We start from the raw sequence: 17,784 nt of genomic DNA on the forward strand, positions 1-17,784 counted from the left end.
AATCTTACTAGCATTTTCTCACCCTAGAAGTCTTTCGAAACCAACATGCCAAGTATTTCTCTTGGCATGTTTGGTTGCTGTCGATAAAATTAAATACTGGTCTAAAAACCAGCATCTCGATTTGATTTAGACATTGCCAAAACCTATAGTTGGCATGTCAAATCTTACTAGCTTTTTCTCACCCTAGAAGTCTTTCGAAACCAACATGCCAAGTATTTCTCTTGGCATGTTTGGTTGATTTACGAGATCTCTTTATCTTTTCCTGATGTACGATAAAATAGAAAACGATAAATATTACCACATTTTCAATCAGGCAAATGGTATGATCGATATCTTCAAAGAGTCTCGCAATTATCCGTTCTTTATTGATAAAATGGAAAACCACTTAACACCTGTATGTGAAATTATTGCTTTCTGTTTAATGAAAAATCATTTTCATCTAGTCATCAAGACCAATGAAGAAATAGAGGAATCAAAAATATCTAGAGCTTTTGCAAATTTGTTTATTGGTTATGCAAAATCATACAATAAAGCCTATAACAGGTCGGGCAGTTTGTTTAAAAAACCATTTAAAAGAAAACTCATTGAGTCAGAGGCTTATTTGAAAAACGTGATTTTATATGTTCATTGCAATCCAGTAAAAGATGGTTTTGTAGAAGACATTATTTCATATCCATGGTCGTCTTACCATGATATTTTAGACGACGTTAAAACATTTGTAGATCGAGAGTTTGTACTAGAATTGTTTGATGATTCAACTAACTTTGTTGCTGCTCACAAATCTTATCAATTGAACACTTCATTCTTACCAACTTTTGAATAATTACAACACCATAATAATCGGCGGCGGCGCAGCTGGATTTTTTACTGCCATCAATCTAGCAGAGCAAACCGAGAATCACTCAATTGCTATTCTAGAACGCGGAAAAGATGTCCTTCAAAAAGTACGCATTTCTGGCGGTGGACGCTGCAATGTCACTCATGCACAGTTTGAGCCTAAACCGTTGTCCTTGAATTATCCGCGAGGTGAGAAAGAACTTCTTGGACCTTTTCATAGTTTTATGACGGGCGACACAATCAGTTGGTTTGAAGAACGCGGTGTAGAATTAAAAATAGAGGAAGATGGTCGCATGTTTCCTGTTTCTAATTCTTCTCAAACAATTATCGATTGTTTTATCTCGCTTGCGCGAAAGCATCACATAGACATTCTAACGAGCCAAAATGTATCAACTATAGAAAAAACAGACTATTGGCAACTCGAGACCAAAACTGATTCCTTCAACTGCGATAACCTAGTTGTTACAGCTGGAAGCAGCCCTAAAGTCTGGCAAATGATGAAAAATTTAAACCATACGATTGTAGATGCTGTTCCATCGCTTTTTACCTTTAATATAGTCGATAAACAGATTACCGAACTCGCAGGAATTGCCATCGAGGCGAGAGTAGAAATACCTCAACTAAATCTAGAATCACAAGGACCTTTATTAATTACACATTGGGGATTTTCTGGACCAGCCATTTTAAAAATGAGCGCTTGGGGCGCGCGAGAACTTCATAATTCTGGATATAAATTTGATCTAATTATCAATTGGTTGAATTATTTGTCATTAGAAGAGTGTTTAGCAACACTTTTTGAAAGAAGGAAAAGCAGTAAAAAACAAGTCGGTAATGAATGGTTGTTTGATCTTCCTAAGCGACTGTGGAAATACTTAGTGGAGAGCATTTCACTTACAGAAAAAAACTGGGCAGACTGTTCCAATGTAGATCTTCATAATTTGGCAACTCTTTTAACAGCAAGTACTTTTGCCATCAACGGAAAAAGCACTTTTAAAGAAGAATTTGTAACCGCTGGTGGCGTAGACTTGAAAGAAATCAACTTCAAATCGTTCTCTTCTAAAAAACAAGAAAATCTATATCTCGCTGGCGAAGTATTAAACATAGACGCGATAACTGGCGGTTTTAATTTTCAAAACGCCTGGACTGGCGGCTGGATGATTGCTAGGGCGATCTCTATGAGTACTCAGTCTCAGTGACAGTTTTCAGTTAAAAAAGTTTGACAGAGAATATAGTAATAAACTAATCCCACGCAATCGCTTTCGTAACTATTCCAGTAATCAATTTCTTAATTTAAGACCTAAAAGCCGCGTTTTTCGTAATTTAGGAGTTCAAATTTTGATACATTGAACAAGAAAACCATATTAATGATTCTCGACGGTTGGGGAATCACGCAAGACCCTAAAGTTAGTGCCATTGCACAGGCAAACACGCCATTCATAGATAGTTTATATGACAAATATCCGCATGCGACATTGCGTACCGATGGAGAACATGTTGGCCTTCCAGAAGGGCAAATGGGAAATAGTGAGGTAGGACACATGAATCTTGGCGCAGGTCGTATCGTTTATCAAGACCTTGCCAAAATCAATAAAGCAATAAAAGAAGATACGCTTAAAGATGAGAAAGTGCTGGTGGATGCTCTCGCTTTCGCGAAAGCGGAATCCAAAAAAGTACATTTCTTAGGATTACTGTCTGATGGTGGCGTGCATGCGCATATCGATCACTTAAAAGCATTGATAGATGTAACACAAGAAATGGAAGTGGACGAGGTTTTTGTTCATGCATTTACAGATGGCCGCGATGTAGACCCTAATTCTGGTGCTGGTCATGTGGAAGATTTAATGAATTATGTAAGCGGCACCAACACACAAATAGCTTCTATCACTGGGCGTTACTTTGCGATGGATCGTGACCAAAGATGGGAACGAGTTAAGAAAGCTTATGATGTAATAGTCCATGGAATGGGCGCACCTACTCACGATCCAGTTAAGGCTATAAAAGATAATTATACAGCTGGAATAACTGACGAGTTTATTGAACCAATCGTGGTTCTTAACGGTACAGAACCAGCAGGACTAGTGGAAGAAGGCGACGTGGTAATTTTCTTTAATTACCGCACCGATCGTGGTCGTGAATTAACTCAAATGTTATCTCAACAAGATTATCACGAACAAAATACACAAGCGCTTGATTTGTATTATGTCACAATGACTAAATACGATGAAAGTTACCAAAACGTAAAAGTCGTTTTTGAGAAAGATAATTTAAAAAACACGTTAGGTGAAGTTCTTTCGAAAGCAGGAAAAACACAAATACGCATCGCAGAAACAGAAAAATATCCACACGTAACTTTTTTCTTTAATGGTGGCCAGGAAGAACCTTTCAAAGGAGAAAATAGATTGATGTGTAACTCTCCAAAAGTGGCTACCTATGATTTGCAGCCAGAAATGTCCATAGATTGTGTAGAGAAGAAAATTGTTCCGGAGATAGAAAAGCAATCAGCAGATTTTATATGCCTTAATTTTGCAAATCCAGATATGGTGGGACATACTGGTTCCATGGAAGCAAGCGTAAAAGCTTGTGAAGCCGTAGATCAAGCAGCTAAAGGTGTTATTACAGCAGCAACAGATAAAGGTTATACGGTAATTGTAATTGCAGACCACGGAAATTGTGAGGTCATGCTCAATAAAGATGGATCAGTAAACACGGCACACACTACTAATCCAGTACCTATAATTCTAGTTGACAAAGATTTAAAAAAGGTTCAAGACGGAGTTTTAGGAGATATCGCTCCTACTATATTAAAGTTAATAGGAATACAACAACCTATTGAAATGACTCAAAAACCATTAATTTAGCACTATGAAAAAGACACTTATATTAATCGCTGCAATAATTTTAACTGCATGCGGATCGCAAAAAGCAGCTACAAAAAGTACATCTGCAACTACTTCTGACGCTTCTAAAGTGACAGAAGCTAAAATGAAAGAGAAATCGATGTTAAATACAGCTGGAACTATCGAGGCAGGTTCAAAATATGCAAAAGATGCTTCTGGTAATCTAACTGGAAATGTAGAGAAAGATGCTTTTATGCAAGCTCCTTTCAGCTCTTGGTTCGAAAGTCGTTATAACTCTTATCAGCCAGATGCTGCCGCAATAGAAGGTCTTAAAGTAGCTCTTAAAGATGTTGAAATTAGAGCCTATATGGGAACTTGGTGTGGTGATTCAAAAAGAGAAACACCACAATTTTATAATATTTTAGACGCTGCTGGTTATGATCTAGATAATGTGACAATGATTACAGTTGATCGTTCTAAAAAACAGCCTGTAAATTTAGTTTCTGGATATGATATAGTTAGAGTTCCTACTTTTATATTCTATCGTAATGGTGAAGAAATAGGACGTTATGTAGAAAGACCTAGAGAGTCTCTAGAAAAAGACATGTTGAAGATTGTTACGGGCCAAGAATACAAACATTCTTATGACAACTAAAACTACCAAACAACAATAATTAAAACGAGGAATGTGAACTCCTCGTTTTTTTTATGCCTATTTTTAAATTAAAATCTACATGATGAAAGCCATCAATCTAAAACAAAAACTCACCCTATTTACAGAACAATGGACTCCTAAAATTATAGGAGAACTGAACGGTCAGCACGTAAAGTTGGCAAAAATGCAAGGAGAATTTGTTTGGCACGATCACAAAAATGAAGACGTGCTTTTCTATGTGATCAAAGGCCAATTAATTATTGAGTTAAGAGACAAAATCGTCACTCTCAATGAAGGTGATATGTATATTGTTCCAAGAGGCGTTGAGCACAAACCTATTGCAAAAGAAGAGGTTCACATCATGTTATTTGAACCAGCTTTCATAAAACATACTGGAGATGTGCAGCATGAAATCACAAAAGAAAAGTTAGACTGGATTTAGAGAATTTGAACTCGAACTCGAACTCGAATTTGAATATCGAATATCGAATATGGATCAAGGAATATCGAAAAAAGAAAATGCCAGTTTGAGCGGTAGCGATGCACTAAGCAAACCGAAGTGTCGAAACCTTATTCCTCATTAAATTTAACTTACAATGAGAAAGATTCTAGCAGATCCCTGATAAATTTGGAACAAGCTTTATCATGAGATTCAAAAATTTTCAACCAAATTTTCTGGGATGTCAATCTATTTTACTTACGCAGTAAGTTTAAACTTTCTCTCAAGCTAGAAAAACTAGGTGTTTTATCGGTGTATTCTTTGCGTAGCGATTCTTTTTCGATATCGTTTGCACCTATCTGTTCTAACATATTGGCAAGATGCATTTTCATGTGTCCAGCCTGTATTCCTGTTGTCACCAATGAGTGTAAGGCAGCAAAATTTTGAGCCAATCCTGCAACCGCAGTAATTTTCATTAAATCTTCAGCACTAGGATTATCAAGAATCTGTAAAGCTAGCTTAGACAGTGGATGCAAAGAAGTCAATCCACCTACAGTTCCTAGAGCCAGTGGGAAATCTGCCTCAAAGATGAAGGTGTCGTTCTCAATTCTTGCTTTGGTTAGACTTCGGTATTTTCCATCTCTAGAGGCATAGGCATGTACTCCAGCTTCTACCGCTCTAAAGTCATTTCCAGTCGCAATAACTACGGCATCAATACCATTCATGATTCCTTTATTGTGCGTGACCGCACGATACGGCTCAACTGTTGCGATATCAACTGCTCTAACAAATTTTCTAGCAAACTCTGCTCCAGTAACGCCATTGATGGTTCCTATTTCATCGATTTTACATGAAACAGAAACATTTACCACGCATTCTGGAACATAATTACTCAAAATACTCATAATTACTTCTGGAGCATCGCTAGAAAAGCCTTTGAATTCTGAAGCTTTTGCTCTTAAAGTTGTTGCAAGTTGTTCTAGCGTGGTGTTGATGAAGTTAGCACCCATCGCATCCTTGGTCTCAAAAGTGGCATGCAATTGATAATATCCATCTAGACTTTTGGTTTTGTTGACCAGTTCTAAAGTTTGGATGCCGCCGCCACGTTTTTTCATCGAGGCATTTATTTGCTCTAGGGATTGTAGTAATTCCGCTTTCGCGAAAGCGTAAAAAGCATCCATCTCACTGCTCAAACCATGATACATCAAGTGTACTTGCCCTACTTTTTTAGTGCCTTTAATTTGTGTTTTGAAACCACCACGATCCAGCCAAAATTTAGCCGCTTTACTGGCAGCAGCAACGACACTGCTCTCCTCTATCGCCATAGGAATAGTCACCAGCTGTTGATCGATCAAAAAATTAGGCGCCAGACCAAAAGGAAAATAATAATTCGTTACCGTATTCTCACTAAATCCATCGTGCAAATCTTGCAGCTTTTGATCTTCATTCCAGTATTGCATTAAGGTTTGCTTTGCTGTCGCATCATCATTTAAATGATTTGAAACAAGCCAATCTATCTTTTGCGATTTAGAAAGTTTTGAGAATCCAGTAACAGGTTGCATAGGTGTAAAAATTGAGCGACAAAGATAAGGTCTATAACTTATAAGACAGCTCAAACATAATAATGCGTGGTTGTAAAAATGTCTGACGATCTGTAATTAAAAAATCATTAAAGGAATTTTCTTGTCTAAATCGATTATCAAATAAATTAGTACCTGTTAATTTATAAGTCCAAGGCGTGTTTTCTGGATCATAACTTAGGCTAAAAAAAGAGTCATCAAATTGGTTATCTACTCCTATACTTTCATTTTCATATAAAGTTAAATTATAAGAAAATTCAAATACAAAATCATTTAAGAATTCATAATCTAGATTTGCAGCAAAGCGATCTTGGAAAGTGTTTAATGTATTTATAGAAGTATCATAATTATTGAAAGTCTTTTGATAAGATAGTGATAATGTAGGAAATTTATCAAACAGTGTTTTTAACGAAAGTCCTACTGTTGTATTTTGAGTTTTATTCTCATTAATATCGTCATTAAGAATTTGATAATAATTACTGAATCCGTGTGAAGAAGTGAAGCCATATTTAATGTTCCCTATGGTCTTATTAATAGAAAAATTAGCATTTAATGATTTCTCATCCAGACCAAAGTCGATGTAATTTCTAATCTGATCAATTCCTTGCAACACTGTAGTAGATTTTATTCCCTGTATCTGATTGTTATAGGATAATCCTGCATTGAGAGATAAGCCTTTGTATAAATCAAATTTACTATAGCGCAAGCTATAGCGCTCTGAAATTCTATAATCTAATTTTGGATTACCAGAAGTAACGGCGTTGAAACTAGATAGAAACAATCGATCTACTAGTTGCTGACTATTAGGCACAGAAATATTTCTATTAAAGTTAAAATACAATCGCTCTGAATTTGTGATGTCATATTGAACTCGCAACTTAGGAGCAAAAAACCATTGAGATCTATTTACCTGTTCCATTTGCTCTATTTCTTGATTAAAATACTGAAAAAACAAACCAGGTTTAAAAGTAAATTTACCTTGCTCAGTTCGCAACTCTGTTCCTACAATACTTCTAAAAACATTGTAATTCAAATTTACATCAAAACCAGACTCACTAAAGGAATTTGTAGTAGTATCATCTCTTAATTGAAAGGATGTTGTTTCTAATGAATTAGGTAAGTAATTACCAGTAATTGATGACTGTAATTGAGTGTTTGAGGAGATTTTATAATAATGTTTAAGTGTACTGCCTATATTAAAATTGGAGTTATTTATATCTTGAACGATCTCTACTTGATCGTCTTGTTCTAAAGGGATGAGACCGCTTAAAATTAAACGATCCGTATTCCATAAATAGTTTGAAGTATTATCTTGAACATCTACATTTGCTTGAATACTATAAGTATGTTTTTTATTAATCTCTGAGGTATATAATAAATTTGTAGAACTAGAGAAACTTTGAATTTGAGAATCGCTTTCTAAAAAAGTATTTTGAACCGTACTTTGAGAAACTAAGCGATCAAAATCTGTAGCATTATTAAATTTGATAAGTGAATTGATTCTTAAATCTTTAGTTTTACTTCCTTGATTTTTTAAATCTACTTTGGCAATTAAGAACCTGCCATCTTGCTCTCCATTACTTTGTCTATTTTCTGTAAATGGTGCATCTGTTTGGTATTCATTTGTAGTTTGACTTGCAGTGGAAATATTTGCATCATTAAAAATCACATAACCACTTAGATCTGTTTTAGCCCAACTTTTTCTATAACTACCAGCACCAAAACGATCTACGGAATTTGTAAAGTCACGATTGTTAAGAAATTGTGCAAACTGGTCAGAGTTGAGTTTAAAATACTCTGTAGGTGAGATATTAAGAATTCCACCATTAAAATCTATGTAATCTTTTGCGGTAAAAGATTTAACACCTGTATTATTTATATCTCCAATAAAGTTTGCAGCATATTCTGGACTGTAATAAAATAGCGCAGGATTTACTTTATAACGTTCTTTATATCCTACACCTGCGGTAACATCGCCAAAGACAAAACGCTTTTTATCTTCTTTAAGTTTAATATTCATTACCAGCTCGTCTGTATCTTCAAACTGCTTGAGCATGGCAACTTCACTATAATTATCGAGTAATTGCACTTCATCAACAGCGTCAGCAGGTATGTTATTTACACCTAGCTTTTCATCTCCTGTAAAAAAGGCTTTACCTTCTACTAGAAGTCGTTTTACAGACTTACCGTTTGAAGTTACATTACCATTTCTATCTACTTCTAGCCCTGGTAATTTTTTAATAATGTCTTTAAGTTTTCTTTCTTGACCAGTTGTGTAAAAATCTGTACGGTAAGTGATGGTATCTTTTGCAATGATTATATTTTTTATACCATTCAAAACAACAGTGTCAAGTTGATCAACAGATGGTTTAAGATAAATTTTTAATATCTCCTGATTGATATCTTTAGCTTCTACTGTTGAGTAGTTTTCATAACCCATTAGGAAAACAGAAATCTTTAATATTTGTTGATCAATATTTAAAATTGACGATCCGTTTTGAGAAGTATTAAAAAAATAGGCTTGCTCATTAGGTTTAGAATAGATTACTATAGTAGCATTCTCTAAAGGTTCTTTCGTTATCGAATCGAATACTTGAATTTCAGATATTCGACTTTCAGTGACTTGAGCAAAAGACAAAGAGCTATAGAGAAGTAAACTGAACAACTTAACTAAATTACTAGTAATTCTACTTTCGTATGGAAGAATCTTCATTAAACTATATTGTAAAATTTTAATTCTTAAAAATATTTTTTTGAATAATTTCAGATTCAAAATGAAAAAACATGGGGATAACTATCAAAGTCATCCCCATAAACTTTCTGGTAAGAAACCAACGGAAAAGGAAGAAAAATCATTTTCGATATTTTTTTTTCATTCCTCGATACCATTTCATCACTTTTTTCATGTAATCTAAATAGGCTATCTTTTTAAAATCGCCTTTAGGTTTAAGTCCATTTACAAAATCATCATTATTATCTATTGAGGTCGTTTCTAATGTTTCCAATCTATAAAAATAATTTTTATGGGTATATTCCAATACCAATCCAGGTAAACCAACAGCATCTGCAGGACCATGTTTGAAATTTAATTTAGGAGCAAACCAAGCTGTTAGAACTGGTTCATTTTTATTCTCTTTAAAGTCTAATCCCAATGGATATCTGAAGGCTTTGTAGCAAGTAAATCCATTCAAAATTTTAGTCTCCGAAGTAATATTCCATCGTAAACTTTCATGATTTCTCTGAATAAGATACTTATCAGAAAATATAGAATTACCAGATAGATGGTTAAGGACTGCATCATTCGATTCATTAAAATAAATACCACTCCCATTCAGAACGACAGACTCTTTCAACTTTAAATTCTTCTTATCCGATATTTCAAACTTTGATAAGCTTTCATTAAATTTCAATGTGTACTCAATTATTATGTTGTCAAATTTCTCTGGAGCAACAAGAAAACCTTTTGAATATGTGGCAATATAATTTTCGTTACTATCAAATTTAAATGAGTTTTGATTTTGTAACAAAAAGAAAAAGGCTATAAAGATTTTAATATGTCCTAAATTAACCATTGATTACAACAACAGGTAGAGTTTCAGTACCATTTTCATTTCCTCCATTCTCAATACAATTTTGCTCGAACATATAGACAGTATTAAAAAAAATAGTCATCTCTAATAGCGAATGGTGTTCAGTACCCCATAAAAACACCGCTTGACCAAACGCAAGTTCCTGACAAGGTGTTTGTTGATCCTCTAATTGTTTGTTCTCATTATCAAAGCTAGTAAGTCCAACAAAAAACAGGCTACAAAGAATAATTGATTTAATTGAATTTCTCATAATAAAAAAGTTTTTAGTTATTATGAGTACAAGTAAAGTAAAGTAAAGTAAAAAAACAATTTTTTTCTTACTTAATTTGAGATTTACATTTAAAGCTAGAATGTATAAGCAATTCAAGGAATCTCTTTAAAGCGTAGCTTTATTGGTATTTTTTTAGTAAAATTGAGGTCACACTTAATTAAAACTAAGGAATGATTAAAAATTGCATGATTTTATTGGCTTTTGTATTTATAAGTCAAAGTCTTACCGCACAAAAAAACATTACTGTTGAAGATATCTACAGAGGCGAGTTTCGTACCCAAGGTCTTCAATCTCTCGCTTCTTTAAACAATGGAACCGAGTATTTAATTCTTAATTATAATAGAGATCGTACTCAAACGATAGATAAATACAGCTATAAAACAGGAGAAAAAACAGAGACTCTAGTAAACAGCAGCGACTTAGGAATTACCATTCGTGATTATATCTTAAGCGATGACGAGTCCCAAATGATGATCATTTCAGAAAGCAATCAAATCTTTAGACGTAGTTCTTATGATAAGGTTCATATCCTTGATCTCAAAACTAAAAAAATAACCTTATTAAGCGATGACCTAGTAAGAAGTCCTTCTTTTTCTCCTGATGGCAAAAAAGTAGCCTATGTTTTTGAAAATAATCTATATTATAAGGACTTAGCATCTGGCGCTGTAATTCAAGCAACTAATGATGGTGTAAATAATGCGCTTATCAACGGAGTTACGGATTGGGTTTATGAAGAAGAATTTGCTTTTGTAAAAGCTTATGAATGGAGTCCTAATAGTGAGCAAATCGCTTTTATTTCCTTTGACGAGAGTGAAGTTCCTGAATTTTCAATGGATGTCTATGGAAACGAATTGTATCAAAAGCCATACGTTTTTAAATACCCTAAAGCTGGTGAAAAGAATGCCGTTGTTGCGTTACATCAGTTTACATTAGCAACAGGTGCTAGACAAGAAGTCGCACTAGGACGCAATGAAGAGTTTTATGTTGCTAGAATCAATTATTCACCTAATGGTAAACTTGCCGCACAAGTTTTAAATAGACATCAAGATGTTTTAGATTTTTATTACATCGATGCAAACGGTAAAGCCAGTATCGCTTTTACAGAAAAAGACAACGCTTATGTAGATGTGACAGATGATCTTACTTTTCTAGAAGACGGTAGTTTTCTATGGACTAGTGAAAAAGACAACTGGAGACATATCTATTTATACGACGCAGACGGAACTGAAAAGCGCCAAATCACAAAAGGAAACTGGGACGTAACTTCTTACTACGGTTATGATACAAATTCTAAACGCATCTATTATCAAAGTACTGAAGATGGTTCTATAAACCGTGGTATTTATTCCATATCGCTCAAGGCGAAAAAGAAGAAAAAACTATCCTCGCAGACAGGAACTAACAGCGCTTCTTTCAGTAAGAATTTTACCTATTATATAAATACGTATTCCAGTGCAACTACTCCACCAGTTTATACGTTGAACAATGCTAAAGACGGTGAAACAGTTCGCGAGATCAAGAATAACAATGATCTAAAAGTAAAACTTAATGATTATCAAGTTTCACAAAAAGAATTTTCTACGATCAATATCAATGGAAATGATTTGAACATGTGGACTATGAAACCATTAGATTTTGATCCAAATAAAGAGTACCCATTGTTTATGACCCAATACAGTGGTCCTGGATCACAATCTGTTGCAAACAGCTGGTATGGAGCAAACGACTTCTGGTACAGTATGCTAGCAAATGAAGGTTATATCGTTGTTTGTGTAGATGGACGTGGTACTGGCTATAAAGGTGCTGACTTTAAAAAAGTTACACAAAAAGAACTAGGTAAGTACGAAGTAGAAGATCAAATCGCTGCTGCAAAAAAATTAGGAGCTATGAGTCACATTGACGCTAATCGTGTAGGAATTTGGGGTTGGAGTTATGGTGGTTTTATGAGCTCTAACTGTTTACTTCAAGGAAATGACACCTTCACTATGGCTATTGCAGTCGCACCAGTAACCTCATGGAGGTTTTATGACTCTATTTATACAGAACGTTACATGACAACACCACAAGAAAATGCAAGTGGTTATGATGAAAATAGTCCTATCAATCATGTGAATAAATTAAAAGGTAAATACTTACTTATTCATGGAACTGCAGATGATAACGTACACGTACAAAACACCATGAGAATGGTAGAAGCACTGGTACAAGCAAACAAGCAATTTGACTGGGCCATTTATCCTGATAAAAACCATGGAATTTATGGTGGTAACACTAGAATCCATTTATACAATAAGATGACCGACTTCATCAAAGAGAATTTATAATTATTACAATCAACTAATCTGAAATATTAAACTAAAATTATGGAATATAAATTTGGTGGTTCAATAACGAACCAGAAGACCGTACTAGGACATCCATCAGGGCTTTTTGTTCTTTTCTTTACAGAAATGTGGGAACGTTTTTCCTATTATGGAATGCGTGCTTTATTAGTACTCTTCTTAGTTGCATCGGTATTTGATGAAGGTTGGGGCTGGGAACGTGCTGATGCTTTAACCCTTTATGCTTTCTATACTGGATTAGTTTACGTTACTCCTATTTTTGGTGGTTTAATTGCAGATAAAATCACTGGCTATCGTAAAGCCGTAGTCATAGGAGCTGTATTAATGACTTTGGGTCATGCATCGATGGCATTAGAAGGTCTCACTGGTACATTCTTTTATCTAGGTCTGATTCTTTTAATTATCGGTAACGGTATGTTCAAGCCTAACATCTCTTCCATGGTTGGAAAACTTTACAAAACAGAAGACAAAGAAAAAGATGCTGGATACACGATTTTTTATATGGGTATCAATGCTGGTGCTTTCTTAGGTATTCTTTTATGTGGTTATATAGGAGAGTCTGTAGGATGGCATTATGGTTTTGGACTTGCTGGTATCTTTATGTTTATAGGTATGTTACAGTTCTACTTTGCCCAAGAAATTTTTGGTAAAATAGGATTATCTCCTAAAGATGCTGAGGATTTTGATGACGTAATAGAAGATGCTTTTGAAGATGTTGAAGATGCTGTTGAAGCAACTATGGATCAAGCAAAAAAATCTAAAATTACTTCTGACAGATTAATTGTTATTGGAGTTTTAGCATTCTTTACTATTTTCTTTTGGTGGGCATTTGAGCAAGCTGGTGGATCGATGACTATTTTTGCTGCAGATTATACTGATAGAGTTCTAGAAGGTGACGGAGCATTAATATTTAAAATCTTCAACACATTGCTTACTGTAATTCCTATGATTATTATAACATGGGTTTTAGGAATGTTATTCAAACAAACCTATTCAAAATATGCACTATCTAATATTCTATTAGGGTTAGGGTTTGTTGTTATTTGGGCAATTGTGATATGGATGTTATATAGACAATTTACTGATCCTGCTCCAGAAGTTCCAGCTTCTTGGTTTGGTATTTTGAACTCATTCTTTATTATAGCTTTTGCACCAGTTTTCTCTAAAATATGGGAATCTAAATACAATCCTTCTGGACCTGTAAAATTTGCGATAGGTTTAATCTTATTGGGAATTGGTTTTGGGATCTTAGCTTTTGGATCTATGGGAATTCCGTTAGGTGCTAAAACTGCCTCAGTGAGCATGATTTTCTTAATTCTAGCTTATTTATTCCATACGCTTGGTGAGCTTTGCGTTTCTCCAGTAGGATTATCATACGTTAGTAAACTTTCTCCAGCTAAACTAGTAGGATTAATGTTTGGTATTTGGTTTGTAGCAAACTTTATTGCTAATACCGCAGCTGGACTTACAGGAAGATATATTGACCCTATTGTTGAAGACTACGGTATGGCTACTTTCTTTATGATATTTACAATCATACCTATTGCAGCAGGAGTTATCATGCTAGCAATAAGCAGGTTATTGGTTAAAATGATGCACGGAATCAGATAATAACTGAACCTATTTTTATTTTAACAAAAAACGCACCATTACGGTGCGTTTTTTGCTTTTATGATTTTGTAAATTAGCAACATGAAATTATTCCCTATTGTTTTTCTATTGTTTTCGGCGCTTGGTTTTTCTCAAGTGAACTGGATGACCATGAATGAAGCTCTTGAAGCACAGAAAAAAGAACCTCGCAAAATCTTAATGAAATCCTACACAGACTGGTGTCCTAACTGTAAATGGATGGATAAGAACGCTTTCGCGAAAGCGGACATCGCAAAATTTATCAACGAGAATTATTATCCAGTAAGTTTTAATGCAGAAGGAAGCGAAGTCATCAATTATAAAGGTGCGACTTATGCTAATCCATTTAAAAGACGTAATGATCGTGCGCAACATCAGTTTGCAGAATTTATCAAGATATTTGAATATCCTACATTAGTTTTCTTTGATGAAAAAGGTACGATTATCAATCCAGTAGCTGGAAAATTAGATGCTAAAAAACTAGAAATTTACATCACCATGCTGGCAGATGAGACCTATAAATCCATCAACACCGGCCAAAAGTGGAGCGATTACCAGCGTAATTTTAAATATAAATTACAGGGTAAATAGGCTTAAAAGAGGATTTATAAATAATAAATGCTAACAGACTCCTTTCCTTAAAAAAGGAAAGGTGGGCAAAAGGAGCGGTATCGAGTTTTGGTCGGATAGATTTTGCGAGATAAAAATTAATCGTCAATGACTATTTCTCTTCCGACTTAAGACTTTTAAAATATCAACCTTAAAAAACTAGTTTTGAAGAGGTAGATGATGATAATTAATCATTTGCAATCATCAAATCCACTGCTCCTACTTCATGAGTATTGAGTAACTCAACTCCCATTTTATCGCAAGTGCCTTTCCAACCTGTAACCACATTACGATAATTAGAACCATCAGCTATGATGCGTTTAGGTTGGGTTTCTAAAATCAATCGCTCGAGATTTATTTTAGGTGAATGAGAAAGTAGAACAGTCGCATTCCTAACTGACGAATCGTAAAATCCATTTTCTCCTATTATTAATAGCTGATTATTTTTATAATTAATCAAGTTATTTAAATCGGCTAAAGATAGATTCTTATCCCTATGAGTTTCTATGGCTTTTAATCGATCTAAGCTTATAACCGCTCTCAAAGAATCCATAACGTGTAAATCTGTGAATAAGGTGGCCTGATCTTGATTACTTAAACTAACAGCACTTCCTGTCGCTTGATGCAGGACCATAAAAGTTTCTTTGTCTGCATTGATCCTATCATAGCTTTTTAAACCAAACAAAACCACTAAAGACAGTAAACTTACATGCAACATCCAGTTAGGTTTCTTAAGATAAAAGCGTTCTCTTTTACTTCGCTTAAAATAGGGTAATAAGAAAAGTACAAAACTGAATAGTGCTATATAAATCAACGCTGTTTCCCAAAAAGTAAGATGTATGTCTTTTACAATGAACGATTCTAAAGAACTGATTCTTGCCACTGTTTCAATAATAAATTCTAAAACTACATTTAAAACAGTAGTCAACCATTCTGTAGGAATGCCTAATAATAACAAGAATATTAAAAGTAAAGCAGCTCCAATTATAAATGGCAAAACTGGCAGTAACAACATATTTCCTAAAATAAACAAACCTGGAAACTGATTAAAATAAAACAAGCTAATGCCAGCAACTCCTATTTGGGCTGCTACGGTAACTGTAAATATATTCCAGAAAAAGTCTTTTACCTTATTGCGCCACGGCCATAAACCAGCAAGAACTGGCTGAATTAATACTATGGAGAAAACCGCCATATAACTGAGCTGAAAACCTACCTGAAATAGCAATCGAGGATCAAATAGCAACAGTACAAAAGCAGACAAAGTCAAACTATGGTAAACAGAACCTTTTCGCTTTAAATTTAATCCTATTGCTACAAAAGAAAACATAGTAACTGCTCGCATGATTGACGGAGACATACCTGTTAATAAGGCAAATGACCACAAAAGAAGTATAAGGACGATACTTTGAATCCACCGACCGTATTTAATTCTAAGGATTCGTTTAGTAAGAATCCTTAGAATTAATAGAATAATTCCTACATGCAATCCACTTAATGCAAGAATATGGATGACACCTGCATCTCTAAAACTTTTGGTTACTTCTGGATCTACGTTTTGTCGTTGTCCCAGAACTAGAGCTTCTATAACACCTCGCGGATTTTCATTCAAACCAGAAGCCTTTAATTTTTCTAAAATGGTATTTCTCAATCCCAATAGAAAACCTAATTCTTGAGAACCGTTTTCATAACTTAAGATCTTAGGCGTGTTTACATAAATCTGACCGTATACATCGATAGATTTTAAATACTTTCTATAATCAAAATCACCAGGATTACGCGCAAAGGCAGGAATATTCACATCATCATAAACAGTAAGTTGATCACCTACTTTAAGATCTAAACTGTCAGACCGTTTAAATAAAACCAATGTTTTACCTGAAACTTGTTCTTGATCTATGGCGACCACCTCAGCATAAAACCGATCGTTAAATTTATTAGGTGCTAATCGTTGTTTTAAATTAAGTTGTAAAACATGTTCTTGACCTTGAACTTGTTTATTTATGAAATGATCGTTTGATAACCCATTTTTATTTGAGAATAACAGAGCTCCTAGGCTGAAGAAAAACACATAGGTAGAAGTGGCAAAAATAAATTTAGGTAAACGGACAAATTTAGAGACAACAATGAAGAACGTTAGGACGCTAAAGCATATCGCGCTACTAATTAGAAAAGACAAATCATCCATCTCTATTTGATGTTGAAATATAATCCCAACTACTAGAAAAAATAAAATTCTATAAAATGGATAGTCTAGCCAGCGCATGACTAAATATATACAAAACTAACTTAACAAACTATTAATCAATCCTTCCGGCTCTTAAAAAAGCATTGAGCCAGTAAGCTTCATTTAAGGTAGAAGTAATTACACCTCTAGAGGTTGTTGAATGAATAAATTCAATTTCGGCTGGCGTTACTTTTGTAATTAGAGCTACGTGGTTAACTTGTTTTTTATTTCTTCCGGTGGCAAAAAATAAGAAATCTCCTTTACGAGCTTGATCCAGACTCAATTCTTTTGCTTCAGCATATAAAGCACGACTGGTACGTGGCATAGATTTTCCCGCTTCTTGAAACGCAACGCTTATCAGACCGCTGCAATCCATCCCGTTAGTCGTTGTACCACCATAGCGGTACCTCACACCTTCATAGTTTTTTGCATTCTCCACCACTTCGTCTATAAAATCAGTGGATATTGCATATTCTTTCACTTCTGTATTATGCTCTACTTCTTCTCTTTTGATAGTAGCATTGCTATTAGTTCTTGGTCGCGGCTTTGATGTGGATGTAATAGCACCTGCCTTTGCAGCTTCTTTCTTAGTAGTGACAACTCTTGGTTTGGAGCTTCCGCATGAGGAAATCCCCATAACTAAAACACCATAAATTAGACCTCTCAAAAAAACGTTACCGTAAGCTTGATTGAATGGTCTACCGCTTTCGCGAAAGCGAGATAAAAATAAATTCGTAACAGGATGACAATTCTGAAAATGCTTCATAA

Annotated in this window: 14 protein-coding genes; 8 read left to right on the forward strand and 6 right to left on the reverse strand. The window is 34.6% G+C overall.

Going from position 1 to position 17,784, the window contains the following annotated elements:
- Window positions 1–265: 265 nt before the first annotated feature.
- From ACTF54_RS09275 to ACTF54_RS09295, 5 genes are all read left to right on the forward strand, one after another.
- Window positions 266–823 carry a transposase gene (locus tag ACTF54_RS09275; RefSeq protein ID WP_347196856.1) on the forward strand — a complete coding sequence of 186 codons (558 nt, stop codon included), beginning with the start codon at window positions 266–268 and terminating at the stop codon, window positions 821–823.
- On the forward strand, window positions 816–2,033 hold the full coding sequence (locus ACTF54_RS09280) for an NAD(P)/FAD-dependent oxidoreductase (protein WP_438969209.1): 1,218 nt from the start codon (window positions 816–818) through the stop codon (window positions 2,031–2,033). Before ACTF54_RS09275 ends, ACTF54_RS09280 begins: the two co-directional genes overlap by 8 nt.
- A 147-nt stretch (window positions 2,034–2,180) precedes the next feature.
- Window positions 2,181–3,695 (forward strand): 2,3-bisphosphoglycerate-independent phosphoglycerate mutase, encoded by a 1,515-nt coding sequence (gpmI, locus tag ACTF54_RS09285; protein WP_347196858.1) that lies wholly within the window; start codon window positions 2,181–2,183, stop codon window positions 3,693–3,695.
- A 4-nt stretch (window positions 3,696–3,699) separates the two neighbouring features.
- Window positions 3,700–4,329, forward strand: coding sequence for a thioredoxin domain-containing protein (locus ACTF54_RS09290; protein ID WP_438969210.1), 630 nt, complete (start codon window positions 3,700–3,702; stop codon window positions 4,327–4,329).
- An 82-nt stretch (window positions 4,330–4,411) separates the two neighbouring features.
- The gene (locus tag ACTF54_RS09295) at window positions 4,412–4,771 is read left to right on the forward strand and encodes a cupin domain-containing protein (RefSeq protein WP_438969262.1); all 360 of its coding nucleotides are present in this window, start codon (window positions 4,412–4,414) and stop codon (window positions 4,769–4,771) included.
- 251 nt (window positions 4,772–5,022) lie between these two features.
- Here ACTF54_RS09295 and ACTF54_RS09300 read toward each other — a convergent pair whose 3' ends face one another.
- The 4 genes from ACTF54_RS09300 to ACTF54_RS09315 all read right to left on the reverse strand — a co-directional run bounded on the left by ACTF54_RS09300 (window position 5,023) and on the right by ACTF54_RS09315 (window position 10,188).
- On the reverse strand, window positions 5,023–6,330 hold the full coding sequence (locus tag ACTF54_RS09300) for a hydroxymethylglutaryl-CoA reductase, degradative (RefSeq protein ID WP_438969211.1): 1,308 nt from the start codon (window positions 6,328–6,330) through the stop codon (window positions 5,023–5,025).
- A gap of 31 nt (window positions 6,331–6,361) precedes the next feature.
- Window positions 6,362–9,061: an outer membrane beta-barrel protein gene (locus ACTF54_RS09305; RefSeq protein WP_347196861.1), complete on the reverse strand. Its 2,700-nt coding sequence runs from the start codon at window positions 9,059–9,061 to the stop codon at window positions 6,362–6,364.
- Window positions 9,062–9,200: 139 nt separating this feature from the next.
- Window positions 9,201–9,920 carry a GLPGLI family protein gene (locus ACTF54_RS09310; protein WP_347196862.1) on the reverse strand — a complete coding sequence of 240 codons (720 nt, stop codon included), beginning with the start codon at window positions 9,918–9,920 and terminating at the stop codon, window positions 9,201–9,203.
- Complete coding sequence (locus ACTF54_RS09315) at window positions 9,913–10,188, reverse strand: hypothetical protein (RefSeq protein WP_347196863.1); 276 nt, start codon at window positions 10,186–10,188, stop codon at window positions 9,913–9,915. Before ACTF54_RS09315 ends, ACTF54_RS09310 begins: the two co-directional genes overlap by 8 nt.
- 191 nt (window positions 10,189–10,379) lie before the next feature.
- On the opposite strand from ACTF54_RS09315, the gene ACTF54_RS09320 reads away from it, so the two are divergent.
- From ACTF54_RS09320 to ACTF54_RS09330, 3 genes are all read left to right on the forward strand, one after another.
- Window positions 10,380–12,533 carry a S9 family peptidase gene (locus ACTF54_RS09320; RefSeq protein ID WP_438969212.1) on the forward strand — a complete coding sequence of 718 codons (2,154 nt, stop codon included), beginning with the start codon at window positions 10,380–10,382 and terminating at the stop codon, window positions 12,531–12,533.
- A 39-nt stretch (window positions 12,534–12,572) separates the two neighbouring features.
- Window positions 12,573–14,162, forward strand: a complete 1,590-nt coding sequence (locus tag ACTF54_RS09325) for a peptide MFS transporter (protein WP_438969213.1) — start codon at window positions 12,573–12,575, stop codon at window positions 14,160–14,162.
- Window positions 14,163–14,243: 81 nt separating this feature from the next.
- Window positions 14,244–14,771 carry a thioredoxin family protein gene (locus ACTF54_RS09330; protein WP_347196866.1) on the forward strand — a complete coding sequence of 176 codons (528 nt, stop codon included), beginning with the start codon at window positions 14,244–14,246 and terminating at the stop codon, window positions 14,769–14,771.
- A 205-nt stretch (window positions 14,772–14,976) separates the two neighbouring features.
- Here ACTF54_RS09330 and ACTF54_RS09335 read toward each other — a convergent pair whose 3' ends face one another.
- Entirely contained in the window at window positions 14,977–17,055 is a 2,079-nt protein-coding gene (locus ACTF54_RS09335; RefSeq protein ID WP_438969214.1) for a ComEC/Rec2 family competence protein, read from the reverse strand.
- Between the two features lie 34 nt (window positions 17,056–17,089).
- A complete protein-coding gene (locus ACTF54_RS09340; RefSeq protein WP_438969215.1) occupies window positions 17,090–17,782 on the reverse strand; it encodes a C40 family peptidase in 693 nt (230 codons plus the stop codon).
- Between the last annotated feature and the right edge of the window lie 2 nt (window positions 17,783–17,784).

This window comes from Nonlabens sp. (genome assembly GCF_965657255.1).
Lineage (GTDB): Bacteria > Bacteroidota > Bacteroidia > Flavobacteriales > Flavobacteriaceae > Nonlabens.